Here is an 18,447-nt window from a genome sequence, read left to right as displayed (position 1 = left end):
GCGGCGATCCAGCATCTCCGCGCCGTTTTCGCCTGTCCCCTGACTCTGCCGTCCCGGAGCCACCATGACCCAATCCGCCCTTGCCCTCCTGGGGCAGCAAAAAGTCCTGAACAGCCTGCGAACCCTCGGCCTGGCGCTGGCAATCCTTCTCATCGCCGCCATCGTCCAGTCGCAGCGCTCGGCCTTTCTCAGCCCGGAGAACATGCTGACGCTGGTCCGCTCCATGGTGGCGCTCGGCATGGTGGCGTTCGCCCAGATGCTGGTGATCCTGCTCGGCGAGATCGACCTTTCCGTCGGCGCCGTCTACGGACTGGCCGGCACGGTGACGGCGACGCTCTGGCTCGGCGGCGGCAGCCTGCCCTTCACGACGTCCCTGCTGGTCGCGCTCGCCGCCGGCCTCGGCGTCGCCCTGCTGACCGGCCTGCTCAACGGCTTCCTGACCGTGCGCGCCGGCCTGCCCTCCTTCATCACCACGCTCGGCATGCTGAACGTCGCCGACGGCCTGTCGCTCCTGATCAGCAACGCGACCACCTTCACGCCGGCCTATAACGACCCGCTGCCGCCGGAGTGGGAGCTTTCGTTCTTCCACGGCCTCGGCGGCGCGCTGATGGCCTACAACATTCCCGTCGAGACGCTCTGGCTGGTCGGCGCCTTCATCCTGTTCTGGATCCTGCGCCACCGCACCGTCTTCGGCTTCCGCCTGATGGCGATGGGCGGCAATGCCGAGGCGGCGCGGGTCGCCCGACTGCCCCTCAAGAAGTACAAATATGTCGTCTTCATCCTGAGCGCGCTGATGGCGGGCCTCGCCGGCATCCTCGACTTCTCCTATGTCGGCTCGGTCGGCCCGACCCAGTCCAGCTCGCTGTCCTTCCAGGTCATCGCGGCGGTCGTCATCGGCGGCGCCAGCCTGAATGGCGGCCGCGGCACCATCCTCGGCACGCTTCTGGGCGTGATCCTGCTGGCGCTGCTCAACAACGGCCTCGCGCTTCTCGGCGTCTCCTCCTTCGTCCAGCTTCTCTTCATCGGCCTGGTGACGATCGGCGCGGTCTGGCTCGATCTTGTCTCGCAGAAGCTGATCCGCAGCGCCGGCCAGCGTTCGGTTCGCTCCGGCGCGGGGGCGTCGGCATGATCCGGCTCACCGGCAAGGGCATCACCAAGCGCTATGGCGCGACGCGAGCGCTGAACGGGCTCGACCTCGACATCTCGTCCGGCAGCATCATCGGCATCGCCGGCCCCAACGGCGCCGGCAAGAGCACGCTGATGCGCATGCTCGCCGGCGAGGAACAGGCGGATAGCGGCGACATCACCCTGCTCCGCCCGGACGGGCCGGTCGCCGATGTCTGGCGGCGCGTCGCCGTCGTGCACCAGGAGCCGCATGTCTGGCCGAACATGACCGTCGAGCAGAACCTCGCCGTCGGCCGCGAAGGAAACTGGTTCGGCCGCATCGCCGTCGATCCGGCGGCGGCCAAGGCGGTGCTGACCAGGCTCGGCATCGCCGCCTTCGCGCATTACGAACTGACCGACCTGTCGCTCGCCGTGCAGCAACGCGTCGAGATCGCCCGCGCCATGCTGAGCGATGCCGACGTCTATCTCTTCGACGAGCCGAACTCGGCTCTGACCGAGCAGGAATCGGAAGCGCTGTTCACCACCATGGGCGAGCTGGCCGAGGACGGCCGGATCGTCCTGCTGATCACGCATCGGCTGAACGACTTCGTCCGCTGCTGCGACCGCGTTCTGGTTCTCCGCGACGGCCGCATCAGCGCCGAGATCAACGGGGCGGAGATCAGCGAAACGGCGATCGCCGCGCATCTGACGGCGAGCCATGCCGGCGACAAGAAGCCGGAGGCCGTCCGCGCAAGCGCAAGAAGCGCGTCCGGCCAGGCTCTATCGCCGGTCTGGCGGCTCAGCAACTGCGCCGACCGGCTCAACGCGTTTCGCGATATCTCGATGGACCTGATGCCGGGTCGCATCATCGCGCTTTCCGGCGTCGAGGGATCGGGGGCGCGCGAACTGGCGCAGGCGATCGGCGCCTTCCGCCCGATGTGCGAGGCGGACCGCCGCAGCCTGACGCCGCGCGGCCGCACCACCGTCTCCTATCTCGCGGCCAGCCGCCGGCACACGGTTTTCCACAATATGAGCGTCGGCGAGAACCTCGCCGCCCGGCTTGGACTCGGCGCGCTTGGCGGCGCCACGAAGCTGCTCGATCCCGCGCGGCTGGAAGCGCTCGCGCGCCAGGGCGTCGCCCGCTACCGGGTCAAGACGGGCAGCATCGAGCACCCGATCACGTCGCTCAGCGGCGGCAACCAGCAGAAGGTCGTGCTCGGCGCCTCGATGGAGGAGAACACCGACATCGTCGTGATCGAGGAGCCGACGCGCGGCGTCGACATCTCCAGCAAGGCCGACATCTACGAGCTGCTGCGCGACTTCGCCGCCCAGGGCCGCTCGGTCGTCGTCTTCTGCACCGAGGTGCAGGAGATCTTCGACGTCGCCGACGAGGTGGTGGTGCTGGCCCGCGGCCGGATCGTCGGACGCATCGACATGGCGACGATCGACGACATCCCTGCGCTCGGCGAACAACTGGCGCGGTTCGAGAGCCTGCCGGACGCCACCGTTTCGTCCGGCCCGGCCGCGATCGGCGGCAAGCTCACCGCCGGGGCGCTGGGCTGACCCGGCGCGCCCCGCAGCAAGTGGCGCGGCCGACGCCTAGTCGGCCGTCGCGTCAGCGAGGAAATCCGCCATCTCGGCATGATAGAACACCTTGGTGCGCGGGCCGGTCTGGATCGGCTCCAGCAGGCTGACGCATTTCTGGTAATGCGGCGTGCGGCGGTGTTCCTCGAGCGCGGCTTCCGACCTGAAGACTTCGTAGATCAGGAACTTGTTGGCGTCGTCCGGGTCGCGCAACACGTCGAAACGCAGATTGCCCGGCTCCTGGCGCGTGCCTTCGTAGTTGATGCGGAAGGCCTCGAGAAAATCGTCGGCATGGCCCGGCTTGACCATGATGGTCACCATCTGGATGAGCATTTTCACTCCTTTGCAAACAGGTCGTCGCCACGCCAGGAGCGCGGCGAAATCGCGAAATCAGAGGCCGGGCGCCTTCCACATCGACGTGGTGATGCCCTCGTCGACGAGCTGCCGCTGCAAGGCATAGGCCCGCGCCCAGCGCTCGCCGGCGTCGTCATAGATCGCCTTGTGGGCCGCTTCCGGCTCGAAATGCCGGTCCCAGCGCACCCAGTTTTCGGCGGCGGAAACAAAGTCGCGCTGCAGGCCGGCGCCGATCGCGGCGGCGGCGGCGCAGCCGAGCGCGGTCGCCTCCTTGACCACCGGCGTCACCACCGGCAGGCCGGTCGCGCTCGACAGGATCTGCGCCCAGTGAGCCGATTTGGCGGCACCCGCCGCGAAGACGATCTGCTTCGGCGTCACGCCGGAGAGCCTGAAGATGGCGGCGAGATTGCGCGCCGCGACGATCGCCGCGTTCTCCTGCAGGGCACGGAAGATCGCCGCCTTGCCGGATTTTTCGGGATCGATCGAGAGGTTCAGCAGCGACGGCGCCGCGTGGTACCACTTGCCGTAGCGCATCACGTCGGAGAACACCGGGATGATGCCATAGGCGCCGGGCGGGACATGCGCGGACTGCGCCTCTAGCAGCGAGTAGGCATCGCCGCCGCCGGCGTTGGCCGCCGCCACCTCGGCCGCGCCGAAGCTGTCGCGGAACCAGCGCATGACGATGCCGACGAAGAAGCTGATCGCCTCCGCCTGGTTGAGGCCGTCGACGACATGCGGATTGATGCGGAGGTTCATGGAGGGATCGGTCAGCGTCTGGTCGACATTGACGATCTGCTGCCAGAACGTGCCGCCGAGCACCGCGCAATCGCCCTTGTTGACGACGCCGAGGCCGGCCGTGCCGATCTGGCAGTCGCCGCCGCCGGCGACGACCCGCGTGCCGGCCTGGAGCCCGGTCGCCTCGGCCGCGGCGGCGGTGACATGGCCGATCACCACGCCCGGCTCGACCGTCTCGGGGAAGATGTCGTCGCGCATGCCCGCCCAGCGCATCGCCTCCGGCAGCCAGCGCCGCTCGCGCAGATCGAGCAGGCCGGTGGTGCCGGCATTGGACGGTTCGCTGACGAGGACGCCGGAGAGGCGCGCCAGCACCCAGTCCGACAGCATGCTGATCCGGTGCATGCGGTCATAGACTTCGGGCAGGTTGCGCTTCAGCCAGAGCAGGCGCGGCAGCGCGCCGAGCGCGAAGGTCTGGCCGGAATGCTGGTAGAGCTTCGCCTCCAGCTCGGGAAATTCCTGCTTCAGCTCGCGCACTTCGCTGTTCGAGCGGCTGTCGACATTGGCGCAGGCCCAGATTTCCCGGCCCTCGGCGTCATAGACGACGAGCGCCTCGCGCATGCTGGTGGCGCTGACGGCGGCGATGTCGGCGGCCGAGATGCCGGCGCTCGAAATCGCCTGGCGGATGGCGCGGGCGAGATGGGCCCAGTTGCCCTCGACGTCGAAATCCATCGAGCCGTCGAAGCGCGGATCGGGCTTGTGCCACCACTCGTGCTGGGCGGCGGCGACCTGGTTGCCGGCCGCGTCGAAGACGACCGCGCGGCCGCTTCCCGTCCCGGCGTCGACCGCCAGAAGATATGTCCCCGCCATAACCCTCTCCCTAGTCCTTGAGGTCCATCAGACCCAGCGCCGTCGTTTCATCCGTGATCAGGATGCCGACGAACTTCCCCTTGAGCGCGGCATGGATGGCCGGCACCTTTTCCAGCCCGCCGGCCGCCGCGACGACCTTTTCCGCCCGCGACAGCGCGGCGAGCTTCACGCCGATGACCCGGTCGTGCAGCTGCAGATCCAGCACTTCGCCCTTGTCGTTGAAGAACTGGCAGAGGATGTCGCCGACGGCGCCCTTGCGGCGCAGCGGCTCGACCTCGTCCGGCGTCACATAGCCGGAGCGCACCACCGTCGAGGCGCCCGAAAGCTCGCCGATGCCGACCAGCTGGTACGAAGCGTTCAGCGCCATATCGAGCAGGTTGGCGACGGCAGGCTCGGAGGAAAGGTTCTTGGCGACGTCGGGGTCGCGCACCACCAGCGGGGCCGGCACGAGATGGACGCTACTGCCCCAGTTGGCCGTGCGCATGCCGTCGACATAGGTGCCGACGCCGCCTGTCAGGCTGACCAGGCCGATATTGCGTTCATTGGCTAGATGGCCGAGGCGCTGGATGGCGTTGCTGACCGTGGCGCCCCAGCCGACGGCGAGCAGATCGTCCGGCTGCAGACGCTGCATCAGGAACTGCGCTGCCGCCTGGCCGAGCCGGTCGCTCGAACTCTGCTCCGGCAATTCGGGCACGACATAGGCTTCGAGCAAGCCGTAGCGGCTCTTGATCTCGCGCTCGAGCGACAGGCAGCCCTGATAGCGCGAGTTGATGCGGACCTGGATGATGCCGGATCGCCGGCCGCTCTCGAGCAGGCGCGAGACCTTGATCCGCGACATGTTCAGCTTTTCGCCGATCTCGTTCTGCGTCAGGCCGTCATTGTAATAGTACCAGGCGATGCGCGTGAGGATCTCCTCGTCGGCATCGCCATAGCTCCACTCGTTGCTGTCCAAGGCCATCCGCCGAGCTTCCCTTCTCGCGACTTGTGATCACATCGATATCGTAAAAACATTTGATACGTCAACCGCGCAAGCCCGGCCTGCGTTTGGAAGCCGGCACAACCGCCAGAAATCCAATAAAATCCTTATATTGCACCGCAATATCGAGACCGCATAGCGATATTGCCAGATCTGACCATATTGACGCCCCTCGAATCTTGTGATCACTTGAAAGCAACAAGAGACATCTGAACAGGTGCGGAATGACTGCGGACACAGCGGCCGGGAGGGCTGCACAGCTCACCGGCATATGGAAATCCTACGGTCCCGTTCCGGTCCTGAAGGGGGTTTCGCTCGCCTTGCAGAAGGGCGAGGTGCATGCGCTGCTCGGCGGCAACGGCGCCGGCAAGTCCACCCTGATGAAGATCATGTCCGGCCTCGTGCCGGCCAATGCCGGCTCGATCGAGATCAACGGCGAGAAGCTCACCCATGCCTCGCCGGCGCTGGCGCAGCAGCTCGGCCTCTATCTGGTGCCGCAGGAAGCGCACATCCTCGGCAACCAGTCGGTGCTGGAGAACATCTGCCTCGGCCTGCGCCCGTCGCCGCGCGCGCTGCGCAAGCGGGTCGAGCAGCTGATCGCCGAACTCTCCGTCACCCTCGACCTCGACGCGCAGGCGGCGACACTGGAAATCGCCGAGCGCCAGATCGTCGAGATCCTGCGCGGCCTGATCCGCGAAGCGCGCGTGCTGATCCTCGACGAGCCGACCTCGGCGCTGACGCCCTTCGAGGTGCACGCCCTCTTCCAGCGCGTCCGCAAGCTGCAGGCCCAGGGCGTCGGCATCTTCTTCATCTCGCACAAGCTGCGCGAGATCCGCGAGATCTGCGGCACGATCAGCGTGCTGCGCGACGGCGCGGTGGTCCTGAGCGGCCCGCTCGATGGCTACAGCGACGCCGAGATCATCGACGCGATGAGCCGCGTCGCCACGGGCGCCACGCCGGTCGTCGCCGCGAAGTCCGGCCGCGACGACGGCGCCGTGCGCCTCTCGGTGCGCAAGCTGAGCGGCGAAGGGTTTCGCGATATCAGCCTTGATGTGCGCGCCGGCGAAGTGCTGGGCCTTGCCGGCGTCGTCGGCGCCGGCCGCACCGAATTCTCCGAAACCCTGTTCGGCCTGCGCCGCCAGAGCGGCGGCTCGGTCACGCTCGACGGCGTCGAGCTTTCGAACCGCTCGCCGCGCCGCTGCATCGACGCCGGCCTCGTGTACCTGCCGGAAGACCGCCAGCAGAACGGCCTGTTCCTCGATGCGCCGCTCTACTGGAACACCTCATCCTACCTGATCCACCGCCTGCCCTTCCTGCTGCGGCCCGGCCGCGAGCGCGGCCTCTTCAACGGCTTCCGCCAGAGCATGGGCATCAAGTGCACCGGCCCCGGCCAAGCGGCCAAGGCGCTTTCCGGCGGCAATCAGCAGAAGGTGCTGATGTCGAAATGCCTGTCGGCGAAACCCAAGGTGCTCGTGCTCGACGAACCGACGCGCGGCGTCGACGTGGCGGCGCGCAACGACATCTACGCGCTGATCCGGCAGCTGGCCGCCGACGGCGTCGCCGTCATCCTGATCTCGTCCGATTTCGACGAGATCGAGCTGCTCGCCGACCGCGTCACCGTCATGGCCTTCGGCCAGCTCGGCGGCGAACTCACCGACAAGATCAGCGTCGACGCGATTGCCCGCCTGGCATTCGGCGCGGGGGAGCAGGCCCATGCTTAACATCATCGCCCGCAACCGCGTCATCATGCTGGTGCTGGTGATGGCCGTCGCCTGCCTGGCGCTCGGCTTCGCCGCGCCCGGCTATCTCTCGGCCGCCACCGCCTCGGTGATCCTGTCGAACAGCCTCGTGCTGCTCCTGATCTCGCTCGGCACGATGCTTGTCATCCTGACGCGCAACATCGACGTCTCCAGCGGCTCGATCCTGGGCTTGAGCGCCGCGACGCTCGGCCTGTCGCTCAATGCCGGCGTCAGCCTGCCGCTCGCCATCGCGCTCTGCATCCTGACCGGCATCGTTGCCGGCGCGGTGAACGGCCTGCTCGTCGCCTATCTCCGCATCCCCTCGATCGTCGCCACCCTCGGCACGCTCGGCCTCTATCGCGGCATCATGCTGATCCAGACCGGCGGCCGCTGGATCGAGGACCTGCCGCAGGATCTGAAGGCGCTCGCCGGCAGCATCGGCTTCGGCATCTCGATCCTGACCGTCACCGTGCTGGCGCTGTTCGCCATCGCCTGGTTCTTCCTGCGCCGCACCCGCTTCGGCCGCTATTTCTACGCTGTCGGCGACAACCGCGAGGCGGCGCGTCATCTCGGCGTGCCGGTCCGGCGCGTGCAGTTCACCGCCTTCGTCGCATCGGGCGCCTGCGCGGCGATCGCCGGCCTGATCTTCGCGGCGCAGATCGGCTTCATCCCCAACCAGGCCGGCAACGGCATCGAGCTGAAGGCGATCGCCGTCAACGTGCTCGGTGGCGTCAGCCTGCTCGGCGGCAGCGGCTCGGTCGCCGGCGTCTTCACCGCCGCGATCTTCCTGACCTCGATCGACAGCGCGCTCGTCTTCCTGAAGATCCCGGCGTTCTGGAACGACTTCATCGCCGGCGCGATCCTGCTGATCGTGCTGCTGCTCGACGGCCGCATCCGGCTCCTGATCGACCGGCGCATCCGCGCCCGCCGCTACGCCGTCCATGCCCGCGCGCCGCACAGCGCCGAGGCGCCCGGAAACCCGGCCGACAAGATCGCCGACAAGACCCTGCTGGCGGAGGCAAGCCGATGAAAAACCTGTTCTTCCGCTGGGAAGCGGCACTGTTCCTGATGCTCGTCGCCGAGCTCGCCGTGTTCGGCTTCATCAACCCGCGCTTCCTCAACGTCGGCAACCTGATCTACGGCACGTCCGACTTCGTCCAGATCGGCATCGTCGCGCTGCCGCTGACGCTCGTCATCATCGCCGGCGGCATCGACGTCTCCTTCGCCTCCGCGATCGGCCTCTGCGCCATCGTCTTCGGCGTCTCCAACTTCTTCGGCCTGCCGCTGCCGCTGGCGATCGGCCTGGCGCTCGTCGCCGGCGCCCTCGCCGGCCTGCTCAACGCCACCGTCATCCATCTGTCGAAGATCCAGCCGCTCGTCGTCACGCTGGGCAGCCTCTATCTGTTCCAGGGCGCCGCCACGGTGCTGTCTGGCGTCGTCGGCGCCGGCGGCTATGAGGGCATCGGCAATTTCCCCGCCAGCTTCACCTCGTTCGGCTATGCCGAGTTCCTCGGCCTGCCAGCGCCGCTCGCCGTCTTCCTCGGCCTCGCCGCCGTGCTGGTCGTGCTGCTGCACTTCACCCGTTTCGGCCGCGCCGTGTTCCTGATCGGCCAGTCGGCCGAAGGCGCGCGCTACTCGGGCCTGTCGGTCGCGACGACCCAGACCATCACCTATGTGATCACCGGCGTCTGCGCCGCGATCGCGGGCCTGGTCATGTCGGCCTATTTCGGCTCGGCCCGCGTCGACCTCGGCGCCTCGACCCTGCTGCCAGCCGTCACCGCGGCCGTGCTCGGCGGCGCGTCGATCTATGGCGGCCAGGGCTCGATCCTCGGCACGCTGCTCGCGACCTTTGTCATCGGCTACCTGCAGCAGGGCCTGCAGGCGAGCGGGGTACCAAGCCAGATTTCCAGCGCACTTTCGGGAGGTTTGCTGGTTGCGGCGGTCGCATTGCGCCACGGGAGCGCGCTGCTGGCCGATTTCATCGCTGTCGCCCGACAGAAACGAAACGATCAGGCGACGGCCTTTTGAGGAGGAAACGATAATGACGATGAAATTCCTGAAGTCCGGACTGATGGCGGCAACGCTGCTCGCGGGCACCATGCTCGCCTCGGGCGCGGCGCAGGCCGAATCCCAGATCGCCTTCATTCCGAAGCTGGTCGGCGTCGGCTTCTTCACCAGCGGCGGCGCCGGTGCGGTCAAGGCCGGCGAGGAAGTCGGCGCCAAGGTCACCTATGACGGCCCGACCGAGCCGAGCGTCTCCGCCCAGGTCCAGTTCATCAACAACTACGTCAACCAGGGCTACAACGCGATCGTCGTGTCGTCGGTGTCGCCCGACGGTCTCTGCCCGGCGCTGAAGCGCGCCATGGATCGTGGCGTGCTGGTCATGACCTGGGACAGCGACGTCAACCCGGATTGCCGCAGCTACTACATCAACCAGGGCACCCCGGACCAGCTCGGCGGCCTGCTGGTCGACATGGCGAAGGAAGGCGTGACCAAGGAGAAGGCCAAGGTGGCGTTCTTCTATTCGAGCCCGACCGTCACCGACCAGAACGCCTGGGCCGAAGCCGCCAAGGCGAAGATCGCCAAGGAGCATCCGGGCTGGGAGATCGTCACCACCCAGTACGGCTACAATGACGCGCAGAAGTCGCTGCAGACGGCCGAGAGCATCCTGCAGACCTACCCGGATCTCGACATCATCATCGCGCCGGACGCCAATGCCCTGCCGGCCGCCGCTCAGGCCGCCGAGAACCTGAAGCGCGCCGATAGCGTCAACATCGTCGGCTTCTCGACGCCCAACGTCATGCGCCCCTATGTCGAGCGCGGCACGATCAAGCGCTTCGGCCTCTGGGACGTCACCCAGCAGGGCAAGATCTCGATCCATGTCGCCGAGCACGTGCTGAAGAACGGCAAGATGAAGGTCGGCGACAAGCTCGACATTCCGGGCGTCGGCACGATCGAAGTCTCGCCGAACAGCGTCCAGGGCTATGACTACGAGGCCGACGGCAACGGCATCGTGCTGCTGCCCGAGCGGACCGTGTTCACCAAGGAAAACATCGGCAACTTCGACTTCTAGTTTGCGAAGCCAATACGGGCGGCTCCAGTCGGAGCCGCCCGATCCATTTTCCCAGAACAAACGGATCCAGACCCATGCAAAGCCGCTGGAACGGCGACGAGGCCAATCGTTTCATCCAGGCAGCCCTTGCCGCCGGCCAGAGCGAGGCGCTCGGACTGCGCATCTACACCTCGCGCATCATCGGTCAGGATCCCGATCTCGTGCTGCATGGCGGCGGCAACACCTCGGCCAAGGTCACCGGCGACGACGGCCGGGAGATCATGCACATCAAGGGCAGCGGCTGGGATCTCGACACGATCGAGGCGCCGGGTCTGCCGGCCGTGCGGATGGAGCCGCTGCTCGCGGCGCGCGACGGCGGCAAGCTCTCCGACCCCGAGATGGTCGCGCTGCTGCGCTCCGCCCTGCTCGACGCGGCCTCGCCCAATCCTTCCGTCGAGGCGCTGCTGCACGGCTTCCTGCCGTTCCGCTTCGTCGACCATACGCACGCGACGGCGGCGCTGGCGCTCGCCAACCAACCCGACATGCAGGAGACCGTGAAGCGCGTCTATGGCGACCGCCTCGCCTGGGTGCCCTATGTCATGCCCGGCTTCGACCTCTCGATCGAGGGCGACAAGGTCTATCGCGCCAATCCCGGCTGCGAGGGGCTCTGGCTCGAAAATCACGGCCTGTTCAGCTTCGCCGACACGGCTGAAGCCTCCTACGAGCTGATGATCGAATTCGCGACCCTGGCCGAGCAGGAGCTTTCCCGCGCCGGCGTCGCCCTCGAAGGTCCGCAGACGAGTGATCAGGAAGCTGACTCGGCATTCGTCGAGCGCCTGACGGCCGCCCTCACCCGCGCCGGTTCGCCCTTCGCCAAGGGCCTTTCGCTCGACTACCGCTCGACGCCGGCGATCCGCCGCCATGTGTCGAAGCCCGAGGTCGAGGACATCGCCCTGCGCGGCACCGTCACGCCCGACCACGTCATCCGCATCAAGCCCTTCCCGCTGATCCTCGACGCCGGCGCTTCCGAAGCCGACATCGACAGGGCGCTCGCCGGCTACATCGAGCGCTACACCGCCTATTTCGAGCGCAACGCCGCCAAGGCAGCCGAGCCGAAGACGATGCTCGACGCCTATCCGCGCGTCGTCCTGGTGCGCGGCGAAGGCATGTTCGGCCTCGGCAACAACGCCAAGGCAGCGAAGATCGCCGGCGACCTGATCGAGCAATCGACCCGTGTCATGAACGCCGCCGAAGCCTATGGCCGCTTCACGCCGATCTCGGAGGCGGACCTGTTCGACATGGAATACTGGTCGCTCGAGCAGGCCAAGCTGAAGGCGGCCTGACGCAGACTGAGATCGTGGACGTCTTGCGACGTCCACGACCGTAGGCCGGCCTCCGGCTCGCTATCCAGCGGCGAGCGCCGCCGCTTCCGCCGCGCAGACCTCGCCCGGCGTCCGCCATCGGCGCGCTCCACCCGCAAATCATCTGGGAGCGTCGGGGCGCCCCCGCGATCCCAGCCAAGCGCCGGGTACGCTCATGCTGGTTCCCGACGCCACAGGTCGAGCCCGGCATCCGACATGTCCGCATCATCAGGCCGAAAGAATGCGGCGTATGCGGCTCGTCGATCGGCGGCGAGGCTCGCAACGAGGTCTCTGCCGGATCGATCTGGCCCACGCCGAGGGCGCAAGGCCCCGCCTCACCTCCATTGATGAAAAGCGGAACGCACAGCTCCGCCGGACCGCCATCCGACTTCCCTGCTCTTCCCGGTCTCGACCTGCCAGCGACCGCCATGTACCAGCCGCGCCAATCAAGCCCGCGATAGCGAAAGTGCGCGCCCCGCGCAGGGCACCGTCGGAAACGTTCCGCAACGGCTCCAGCAAAAGAATTCCATTCCTTTCAAACAACAGGCCGAAACCTAGAATGATCAGGTCTTCGACAAGACGTCGCGCCTCAAGGTTTCCTGACTGCGAGTCGAACAATGATCAAAAGTATTCTGCCGGATCCGCCAGGTTTCCGGACCCGGTGCTTTGACGATTCGGACCACCCGACGATGCCGGGCGCGGCGGTAGACGCGGAAGCGTCGAATATCGATACAGCGGCGCGGCGCGACAGGCTGATCATTTCGACCGAGCTCTGGAGCGGCCTGCACGTGCTCGGCGAACGCGCCGGCCGACATGTCGAACGCAGGGCGATCCCGGCGCGGCCCCGCTGACGGGCCGGACGATCCACGACAACCAGTTGACGGGCGCGACGCACACAGACGCCCGACCAAGGGAAGAACCAATATGCCGGCAACAGCCACACTCCCAGTCCTCGATATCTCGCGCCTCGACAAGGGGCCGGCGGAGCGTGAGGCCTTCCTGTCCGAACTGCGCGACACGGCGCGCGAGGTCGGCTTCTTCTACCTGACCGGCCACGGCATTTCCGAAGACCTGACCCGCAGCATCGTCGCCGCCTCGCGCGATTTCTTCCGCCTTCCCGAGGCGGACAAGCTCGCCGTCGAGATGGTGAACTCGCCGCATTTTCGCGGCTATACCCGCGTCGGACTGGAAGTGACGCGCGGCCAGGCCGACTGGCGCGAGCAGATCGACTTCTCGTCCGAGCGGCCCGCCCTGCCGACCGGGCCGGGCATTCCGAACTGGGCGCGCCTGCAGGGCCCCAACCAGTGGCCGGCCTCGCAACCCGCGCTGAAGCCGCTCGTCGTCGAATGGCAGAACCAGCTGACCCAGCTCGGCATCCGCGTTCTCGAAGCCTTCGCGATCGCGCTCGGCCAGCCGAAGGACGTCTTCGCGCCGATCTACGAGACGGCGCCGATCCAGCACCTGAAGCTGATCCGCTATCCCGGCCGCGACGCCACCGGCGGCGACCAGGGCGTCGGCGCGCACAAGGATGGCGGCTTCCTGACGCTCCTGCTGCAGGACGTGCAGGGCGGCCTGCAGGTCGAGGCCGACGACGGCAGCTGGATCGACGCGCCGCCGATCCCCGGCACCTTCATCGTCAATATCGGCGAAGTGCTGGAGATGGCCTCGAACGGCTATCTGCGCGCCACGGTCCACCGCGTCGTGACGCCGCCGGCCGGAAAGGACCGGCTCTCGGTCGCCTTCTTCCTGGGCGCGGCGCTCGACGCGACCATCCCGCTTCTCGAACTCGACCCCGAACTCGCCGCCGCCGCGCTCGGCCCCACCGCCGACCCGCAGAACCCGCTCTTCCGCGAGATCGGCCAGAACTATCTGAAGGGCCGTCTCCGCTCGCATCCCGACGTGGCGCAGCGCCACTACGCCGACCTGCTCGACCCGGCGGCCAAGCGCGAGCCCGCATCGGCCTACTGACCCAAGCACGTTCCCATCGGCATCCGGAGACGCACCATGACCTTCCAGCCGACGCAATTCGAGACCAAGCGCTTCGAAACCCTCGCCGTGCACGGCGGAGCCTATCGCGCCGATCCGGCGACCGGCGCCGTTGCCGTGCCGATCTACCAGACCACCTCGTTCCAGTTCCAGGACACCGATCACGCCGACCGGCTCTTCGCCGTGGACGAACTCGGTTACATCTATTCCCGCGTCGGCAATCCGACGCAGGACGCGCTGGAACAGCGCATTGCGGCGATCGAAGGCGGCGTCGCCGCGCTGGCGCTTGCTTCGGGACAGGCGGCTTCAGCCTATTCGATCCTCAACCTGACCCGGCCGGGCGACAACATCGTCTCCTCGACCGGGCTCTATGGCGGCACCTACGCGCTGTTCAACGCGACTCTGAAGAACCTCGGCGTCGAGACGCGCTTCGTCGATCCGTCCGATCCAGAGAATTTCCGCCGCGCCACCGACAGCCGCACCCGCGCCTACTATGCGGAATCGCTGCCCAATCCGCGGCTGGAAGTGTTTCCGATCGCCGAGGTCGCCGCGATCGGCCGCTCACTCGGCGTGCCGCTGATCGTCGACAACACCGCCGCGCCGCTGACAATCCGTCCGTTCGACCATGGCGCGGCCGTCGTCGTCTATTCGGCGACCAAATATATCGGCGGCCACGGCACGACGATCGGCGGGCTGATCGTCGATGGCGGCAATTTCCCCTGGGCCGATCATCCCGAGCGCTTCCCCAACCTGCATGAGCCGGACCCGAGCCATCACGGCGCGACCTGGCTTGAAAAGGCGAAGCCGCTCGGCCCGATCGCCTATGTGCTGCGCACCCGCGCGGTGCTGCTGCGCGACATCGGCGCGGCGATCTCGCCCTTCGCCGCCTTCCAGTTCATCCAGGGGCTGGAGACGCTGCCGCTGCGCATCCGCCAGCACAATGACAACGCCATCAAGGTGGCGAATTTCCTGAACGCGCATCCGAAGGTCGAGAAGGTGATCTTCCCCGGCCTGCAGAACGGCATCGCCAAGGAACGGGGCGACCGCTACCTGAATGGCGGCAAGGGGGCGCTCGTCGGCTTCGAGGTCAAGGGCGGCCGCGACGCCGGACGCGCCTTCATCGATGCGCTCAGGCTCTTCTACCACGTCGCCAATATCGGCGATGCGCGCTCGCTCGCCATCCATCCCTCGACCACCACCCACTCGCAGCTTTCCGCCGAGGACCAGCTCTCGACCGGCGTCACGCCCGGCTATGTGCGCCTCTCGGTCGGCATCGAGCATCCCGACGACATCATCGCCGACCTCGCCCAGGCGCTCGATCGCGCCTGACACGCAATCGCCTTTCAGGAAGACGTCATGAGCATTCTCGACGGAAAGAAGCCTTCTCTGTTCGGTCGCCGCATCTCGCGACGCACGGCCCTGACCGGGGGCGGCGTGCTGGCCGGCGCCGCCTTCCTCGGCGTCGCGCCGACGTTTTCGGCCCGCGCCGGCAACCGCACCAAGATCCGGCTCGCCTGGACCGAGTTCGCCGCCTGCCATTCGCCGATCGCCTTCGGCGTCGCCAAGGGTATCTACGACAAGCACGACCTCGACATCGAGCTGTTCTACCAGGGCGCCAGCGGCCAGACGCTGGTGCAGTCGCTGGCGACCGGCAAGGCCGATGCCGGCGCCGGCCTGCTGCTCGACTGGGTCAAGCCGCTGGAACAGGGGCTCGACGTCAAGCTGTTCGTCGGTTCGCATGGCGGCTGCACGCGCCTGCTGGCCTCGAAGGCGTCCGGCATCACCACGCTGGAAGGGTTGAAGGGCAAGACCATCGTCAGCTATGACCCGGCCAGCCCGCCGAAGCATTCGTTCCAGATCGCGCTTGCCCGCGCCGGCATCGATCCCGAGCAGGACGTCAACTGGAAGGCGGTGCCGTTCGATCTCGTCGGCGCGACGGTCGATCGCGGCGAGGCGGATGCGCTCGCCCATCTCGATCCCTGGGCCTATTCGCTGAAGAAGCAATACGACCTGGTCGAGATCGCCAACACCCAGACCGGCATCTTCGAGAACAAGGTCTGCTGCGTGCTCGGCGTCAACGGCCCGTTCCTGGAGGCGAACCGCGACGCCGTCCGCCGCCTGGCCGAAGCCAATATCGAGATCCACGAATATACCGGCAAGCATCCGGAGGAAGTGGCGAAGTGGTATCTCGAAAACCTCAAGCCCGACCTGGCGCTGGCCGATCTCTCCGACGATCTCGGCTCCTTCGTCTACCACATCCACCCGATCGGCCCCGAACTGGTCGAGCAGGTGAAATGGGCGGCCGAGGACCTGCAGCTGATCAAGGTGATCGACGCCTCGACCGACCCGGCCGAACTGGCGCAGCGCGTCACCGCCAACCTGCTCGCCTGAGCCTTCCGATGGCGGACACCACGCAGACGGCCGGAGGCGCGCTCGCGGCTTCGGCGCTTTTGGGCGACGTCTGGCGTAACGGCCTGCTGGCGGCGGCAAGCTGGCTGCTGGCGGCCGCCGTTACCGTCGGCTTCGCCGACGTCGTGCCCTGGGGCCAGACGCAGCTTTTCGCGCTGCTGCTGGTGGTCGGCGCCGGCGCATTCCTGGTGCTCGCCTTCACGGTCCACCGCCTCGGCACCATCGGCCGCAGGCTCGTGCACTACGGGCCATGGTGGATCGCGCTCGGCGCCTGGTTCACGGTCTGGGAAATCTCCACCGCCAAGCTCGGCTGGCTGCCGAAGCCGTTCTTCTCGCCGCCGCAGGGGCTGCTGCATGTCTACCTGACCGACTGGGACCGGCTGTTCGTCTGCGTGCTCTATTCGCTGCGCCTCTGGGGGCTCGGCTTCTTCTCCGGCATCGCCATCGGCTTCGTCGTCGGCGTGGCGCTCGGCTGGTCGAAGCGCTTCAGCTATTGGGGCATGCCACTCCTGAAGCTGGTCGGCCCGGTCCCGGCAAGCGCCTGGATCCCGAGCGCCTTCTTCGTCTTCCCGACCACCTTCGGCGCCTCGATCTTCCTGGTGGCGCTCGCCTCCGGCATCCCGGTCGTCATCCTGACCGCCTCCGGCGTCGCCTCGGTCAACCGCTCGCTCTATGACGTCGCCCGCACGCTCGGCGCCGATCGCCGCTTTCTCGTCCTCAAGGTGGCAATCCCGGCCGCGCTGCCAAACGTCTTCGTCGGCCTGTTCATGGGGCTCTATTCCTCCTTCGCCGTCCTCGTCATCGCCGAGATGCTCGGCGCCAAATACGGGCTCGGCTGGTACCTGCAGTTCCAGACCGCCTACTCGGCCTACGCCAATGTCTATGCCGCGCTGATCCTGATGGCGCTGCTCTGCTCGGGCCTGGTCAAGCTGCTCTTCGTCGGGCGCGACCGGCTGCTCGGCTGGCAGAAGGGGATCGTGCAATGGTAGCCGCGCTCGCCTCCGCCCGCGAAACGGCGTCACCCGGTCTCGCGGTCGAGCTGCGCAACGTCTCGCATGTCTACGACCTGCCATCCGGGCCGCTGCCCGTGCTGGAGAACATCGATCTCAAGATCGAGCCGGGCTCCTTCGTCGCGCTGCTGGGGCCGTCCGGCTCCGGCAAGTCGACGCTGCTGCGCCTCGTCGCCGGCTTGGAGCCGCCGGTCGCCGGCAGCGTGCTCGCGGATGGCGTCGCGGTCGAGGCGCCCGATCCGTCCCGCGTGCTGGTGTTCCAGGATCCGACGCTATTTCCCTGGCGCACGGTCCGCCGCAATGTCGCGCTCGGGCTCGAAGCGCAGGGACGCCTCAAGACCGAAGGCCACCGTATCGACGAGGCGATCGGCCGCGTGCGGCTCTCGGAATTCGCAGACGCCTTTCCGCATCAGCTTTCCGGCGGCATGGCGCAGCGCGCGGCGCTGGCCCGGGCGCTCGTCAACGATCCGCGCCTGCTGCTGCTTGACGAGCCGCTCGGCAAGCTCGACCAGTTGACCCGCCTCACCATGCAGGGCGAGTTGCTGGCGCTCTGGCAGCAGTCCGGCTTCACGGCGCTGCTCGTCACGCACGACGTCGAGGAGGCGCTGCTTTTGGCCGACCGCATCGTCATCTTCAGCGACCGCCCGGCCCGCATCCTCGGCGAGCGGCGCGTCGAACGCGCCCATCCGCGCCATCGCGGCGATCCCGAACTGGTCGCGCTGCGGCGCGAGATCCTTGCGCTTCTCGGCGTCAGCGAGGCGATATGAGCCGGCGATCCCTTTCACCCGAAGCCCTGTTCAGGCGCGACGCCCTCGGCACCGGCCTGCTCTTCGCCGGCATCCTGGCGCTCGTCGTCGCGCTCGCCTGGTGGGCGGTGGTCTTCCTCAACGTGGCGGCCAACACCAGTCTCACGATCCCGGCGGCGGTCCCCTGCCTCGTCAACACCTCCGACCTCTGCTCGCTCGCCATGTCGCTGTGCGGCGCGGGACACTGGCTCGGCATCCCGCGCTATTGGGAAGGATTGTTCTGGGCAGGCGCGGTGCTGACCCTCGCGGCGGGGGCCTTCCAGCTCGCGTTCACGACCGCCAGTGCCGTCGAAACGGGATCGCGGCGCGGCGGCGAGAATTGAAATGGATTTTCCCGCACTCTGCCCGTTTCCTAAGCAGGCATGCTTCGCCATTCGGCGATGTTGATGGAATGATCATCCAAGTCTCGCGGCACCGAGACAGCAAGTTTGAAGAATAGACAACAATTGATTGAACCAGACGGA

General features: G+C 67.3%; 16 protein-coding genes. 13 read left to right on the top strand and 3 right to left on the bottom strand.

Translation table 11 applies throughout. The features are described 5' to 3' along the window. The first annotated feature begins 64 nt into the window (after positions 1-64). Complete coding sequence (locus tag WFK98_RS02895) at positions 65-1,129, top strand: ABC transporter permease (RefSeq protein ID WP_266339329.1); 1,065 nt, start codon at positions 65-67, stop codon at positions 1,127-1,129. Next, positions 1,126-2,667, top strand: a complete 1,542-nt coding sequence (locus WFK98_RS02890; protein WP_336799215.1) for a sugar ABC transporter ATP-binding protein — start codon at positions 1,126-1,128, stop codon at positions 2,665-2,667. Before WFK98_RS02895 ends, WFK98_RS02890 begins: the two co-directional genes overlap by 4 nt. 36 nt (positions 2,668-2,703) lie before the next feature. Here the strand turns inward: WFK98_RS02890 and WFK98_RS02885 are convergent, their stop codons facing one another. From WFK98_RS02885 to WFK98_RS02875, 3 genes are read right to left on the bottom strand one after another with little or no spacing between them, the layout of a single operon-like run. Next, positions 2,704-3,021: an antibiotic biosynthesis monooxygenase gene (locus tag WFK98_RS02885; RefSeq protein ID WP_266339327.1), complete on the bottom strand. Its 318-nt coding sequence runs from the start codon at positions 3,019-3,021 to the stop codon at positions 2,704-2,706. Positions 3,022-3,078: 57 nt separating this feature from the next. Then, positions 3,079-4,644 (bottom strand): autoinducer-2 kinase, encoded by a 1,566-nt coding sequence (gene lsrK / locus WFK98_RS02880; protein WP_336799214.1) that lies wholly within the window; start codon positions 4,642-4,644, stop codon positions 3,079-3,081. Positions 4,645-4,654: 10 nt separating this feature from the next. Next, the gene (locus WFK98_RS02875; protein WP_266339325.1) at positions 4,655-5,602 is read right to left on the bottom strand and encodes a sugar-binding transcriptional regulator; all 948 of its coding nucleotides are present in this window, start codon (positions 5,600-5,602) and stop codon (positions 4,655-4,657) included. A gap of 242 nt (positions 5,603-5,844) precedes the next feature. On the opposite strand from WFK98_RS02875, the gene lsrA reads away from it, so the two are divergent. The 11 genes from lsrA (at position 5,845) to WFK98_RS02820 (ending at position 18,306) form a co-directional block, all read left to right on the top strand. Continuing rightward, positions 5,845-7,341: an autoinducer 2 ABC transporter ATP-binding protein LsrA gene (gene lsrA / locus WFK98_RS02870; RefSeq protein ID WP_266339324.1), complete on the top strand. Its 1,497-nt coding sequence runs from the start codon at positions 5,845-5,847 to the stop codon at positions 7,339-7,341. Continuing rightward, complete coding sequence (gene lsrC, locus WFK98_RS02865) at positions 7,334-8,389, top strand: autoinducer 2 ABC transporter permease LsrC (protein WP_266339323.1); 1,056 nt, start codon at positions 7,334-7,336, stop codon at positions 8,387-8,389. Before lsrA ends, lsrC begins: the two co-directional genes overlap by 8 nt. Next, entirely contained in the window at positions 8,386-9,387 is a 1,002-nt protein-coding gene (locus WFK98_RS02860) for an ABC transporter permease subunit (RefSeq protein ID WP_336799213.1), read from the top strand. The genes lsrC and WFK98_RS02860 overlap by 4 nt, the downstream gene beginning before the upstream one ends. Before the next feature lie 13 nt (positions 9,388-9,400). Then, positions 9,401-10,432, top strand: coding sequence for an autoinducer 2 ABC transporter substrate-binding protein LsrB (lsrB, locus tag WFK98_RS02855; protein ID WP_336799212.1), 1,032 nt, complete (start codon positions 9,401-9,403; stop codon positions 10,430-10,432). Positions 10,433-10,506: 74 nt separating this feature from the next. Continuing rightward, the gene (locus WFK98_RS02850) at positions 10,507-11,754 is read left to right on the top strand and encodes a class II aldolase (protein ID WP_336799211.1); all 1,248 of its coding nucleotides are present in this window, start codon (positions 10,507-10,509) and stop codon (positions 11,752-11,754) included. Positions 11,755-12,696: 942 nt separating this feature from the next. Further along, positions 12,697-13,740, top strand: coding sequence for an isopenicillin N synthase family dioxygenase (locus tag WFK98_RS02845; protein ID WP_336799210.1), 1,044 nt, complete (start codon positions 12,697-12,699; stop codon positions 13,738-13,740). A gap of 36 nt (positions 13,741-13,776) precedes the next feature. Further along, positions 13,777-15,087: an O-acetylhomoserine aminocarboxypropyltransferase/cysteine synthase family protein gene (locus WFK98_RS02840; RefSeq protein WP_336799209.1), complete on the top strand. Its 1,311-nt coding sequence runs from the start codon at positions 13,777-13,779 to the stop codon at positions 15,085-15,087. 27 nt (positions 15,088-15,114) lie between these two features. After that, on the top strand, positions 15,115-16,149 hold the full coding sequence (locus tag WFK98_RS02835) for an ABC transporter substrate-binding protein (protein ID WP_336799208.1): 1,035 nt from the start codon (positions 15,115-15,117) through the stop codon (positions 16,147-16,149). Between the two features lie 8 nt (positions 16,150-16,157). After that, positions 16,158-17,156: an ABC transporter permease gene (locus WFK98_RS02830; RefSeq protein WP_336799207.1), complete on the top strand. Its 999-nt coding sequence runs from the start codon at positions 16,158-16,160 to the stop codon at positions 17,154-17,156. Beyond that, on the top strand, positions 17,150-17,944 hold the full coding sequence (locus tag WFK98_RS02825; RefSeq protein ID WP_336799206.1) for an ABC transporter ATP-binding protein: 795 nt from the start codon (positions 17,150-17,152) through the stop codon (positions 17,942-17,944). Before WFK98_RS02830 ends, WFK98_RS02825 begins: the two co-directional genes overlap by 7 nt. After that, the gene (locus WFK98_RS02820; protein ID WP_266339314.1) at positions 17,941-18,306 is read left to right on the top strand and encodes a hypothetical protein; all 366 of its coding nucleotides are present in this window, start codon (positions 17,941-17,943) and stop codon (positions 18,304-18,306) included. The genes WFK98_RS02825 and WFK98_RS02820 overlap by 4 nt, the downstream gene beginning before the upstream one ends. The last annotated feature ends 141 nt before the right edge of the window (positions 18,307-18,447 follow it).

Source organism: Kaistia sp. MMO-174 (genome assembly GCF_037147815.1).
In the GTDB taxonomy this organism is placed as follows: Bacteria; Pseudomonadota; Alphaproteobacteria; order Rhizobiales; family Kaistiaceae; genus Kaistia; species Kaistia nematophila.
Note: the sequence above shows the minus strand (reverse complement) of the source record. Positions and strands in the feature narration are given on the sequence as shown.

Excerpts from the sequence above, each read along its gene's own strand:
- WFK98_RS02820 (WP_266339314.1), top strand. The coding sequence starts at position 17,941 with ATGAGCCGGCGATCCCTTTCACCCGAAGCCCTGTTCAGGCGCGACGCC.
- WFK98_RS02830 (WP_336799207.1), top strand. The coding sequence starts at position 16,158 with ATGGCGGACACCACGCAGACGGCCGGAGGCGCGCTCGCGGCTTCGGCG.
- WFK98_RS02845 (WP_336799210.1), top strand. The coding sequence starts at position 12,697 with ATGCCGGCAACAGCCACACTCCCAGTCCTCGATATCTCGCGCCTCGAC.
- WFK98_RS02860 (WP_336799213.1), top strand. The coding sequence starts at position 8,386 with ATGAAAAACCTGTTCTTCCGCTGGGAAGCGGCACTGTTCCTGATGCTC.
- WFK98_RS02875 (WP_266339325.1), bottom strand. The coding sequence starts at position 5,602 with ATGGCCTTGGACAGCAACGAGTGGAGCTATGGCGATGCCGACGAGGAG.
- lsrC (WP_266339323.1), top strand. The coding sequence starts at position 7,334 with ATGCTTAACATCATCGCCCGCAACCGCGTCATCATGCTGGTGCTGGTG.
- WFK98_RS02890 (WP_336799215.1), top strand. The coding sequence starts at position 1,126 with ATGATCCGGCTCACCGGCAAGGGCATCACCAAGCGCTATGGCGCGACG.
- lsrB (WP_336799212.1), top strand. The coding sequence starts at position 9,401 with ATGACGATGAAATTCCTGAAGTCCGGACTGATGGCGGCAACGCTGCTC.
- WFK98_RS02895 (WP_266339329.1), top strand. The coding sequence starts at position 65 with ATGACCCAATCCGCCCTTGCCCTCCTGGGGCAGCAAAAAGTCCTGAAC.
- WFK98_RS02835 (WP_336799208.1), top strand. The coding sequence starts at position 15,115 with ATGAGCATTCTCGACGGAAAGAAGCCTTCTCTGTTCGGTCGCCGCATC.
- lsrK (WP_336799214.1), bottom strand. The coding sequence starts at position 4,644 with ATGGCGGGGACATATCTTCTGGCGGTCGACGCCGGGACGGGAAGCGGC.
- WFK98_RS02885 (WP_266339327.1), bottom strand. The coding sequence starts at position 3,021 with ATGCTCATCCAGATGGTGACCATCATGGTCAAGCCGGGCCATGCCGAC.
- WFK98_RS02825 (WP_336799206.1), top strand. The coding sequence starts at position 17,150 with ATGGTAGCCGCGCTCGCCTCCGCCCGCGAAACGGCGTCACCCGGTCTC.
- WFK98_RS02840 (WP_336799209.1), top strand. The coding sequence starts at position 13,777 with ATGACCTTCCAGCCGACGCAATTCGAGACCAAGCGCTTCGAAACCCTC.
- WFK98_RS02850 (WP_336799211.1), top strand. The coding sequence starts at position 10,507 with ATGCAAAGCCGCTGGAACGGCGACGAGGCCAATCGTTTCATCCAGGCA.
- lsrA (WP_266339324.1), top strand. The coding sequence starts at position 5,845 with ATGACTGCGGACACAGCGGCCGGGAGGGCTGCACAGCTCACCGGCATA.